The sequence below is a fragment of the Collinsella aerofaciens genome, from assembly GCF_901212495.1.
In the GTDB taxonomy this organism is placed as follows: Bacteria; Actinomycetota; Coriobacteriia; order Coriobacteriales; family Coriobacteriaceae; genus Collinsella; species Collinsella aerofaciens_H.
The window spans coordinates 20,496-21,363 of record NZ_CAAKNY010000041.1; the positions used below are offsets into that span (position 1 = coordinate 20,496).

The 868-nt window shown below is 58.4% G+C and carries 1 protein-coding gene; it reads right to left on the reverse strand.

Translation table 11 applies throughout. The features are described from left to right. Window positions 1-702: 702 nt before the first annotated feature. On the reverse strand, window positions 703-855 hold the full coding sequence (locus SFLMC1_RS11255) for a YjdF family protein (RefSeq protein WP_261981427.1): 153 nt from the start codon (window positions 853-855) through the stop codon (window positions 703-705). Between the last annotated feature and the right edge of the window lie 13 nt (window positions 856-868).

An 868-nucleotide genomic window follows, 5' to 3' on the forward strand; every position in this document is an offset into this window, starting at 1 on the left:
TTTTGAGGTTGTCCCAACTTTTGTCCCCGAAGTCGACGAAACGCGACATCGCGTCATTCGGCGGCACACGTTCCGTGTCGATGCCGAAAACTGGGTGCAACTGGAATGACGGGACGGCAGGGCTGAAGCCATCGGGTGGGAGTAGGAAATTCTTTACTTATGGGGGTATAAATTTGATTTACTTTAGGATAAAACCCCATAACTATATGAATTGACCTGCTGACTCCAATGAAGTTTGGAGGGTAACTGCCAGGGGTGACGGCCCAGCGAGTGTTATTTCGAGAGCTACGCGCATCGAAAGCGAGATTTCGTGGTATAAAAAACTTGCCGGAAGTCGCGGCTTTCAGAGTACGGCTTACGTGTACGTTTAACCGCCGTGGGCGACGGAGTGCCGCAAGGCGTAGAGTATCGCTCACCTGTAGGGGCCTGCAGTGATGCGGGCCCCGCTTTGCCGTCGACATCGACTGCATCGTGGGGCTGCTGGAGGGCGAGAAGTAGGGCACCTCGGCTCAGTCTTGAGCCATGCGGAGTCGCTCCGCCTTTTTGAACGCTGCGCGCCCCAAATACCCGAGAAGCAGGTCATGAGGCGCGGCGGCGCGCTCGTGCCCGCGCATAGCCGTCACCATCAGCGTCTACGCGGCGTCGGCTTCAAGTGGAACTGACGCCGCTGCTGTATATGGTTTGCCTTGCTGCGAATGGCGATCAATGCCCGCGATGCTTCTGCTTGCGCTTTTGCTTCCGCTGCTCGAAGCGCGCATCAGCCTCTTCCGCGCGACGCTGGCTTCTCGCGTGAGCCGACTCCCGCTTCATCGTCTCCCGCTGACTCGCGAGCGCCTGCTGCGCCTTGGTGCCCATCGCCGGCTGCTTA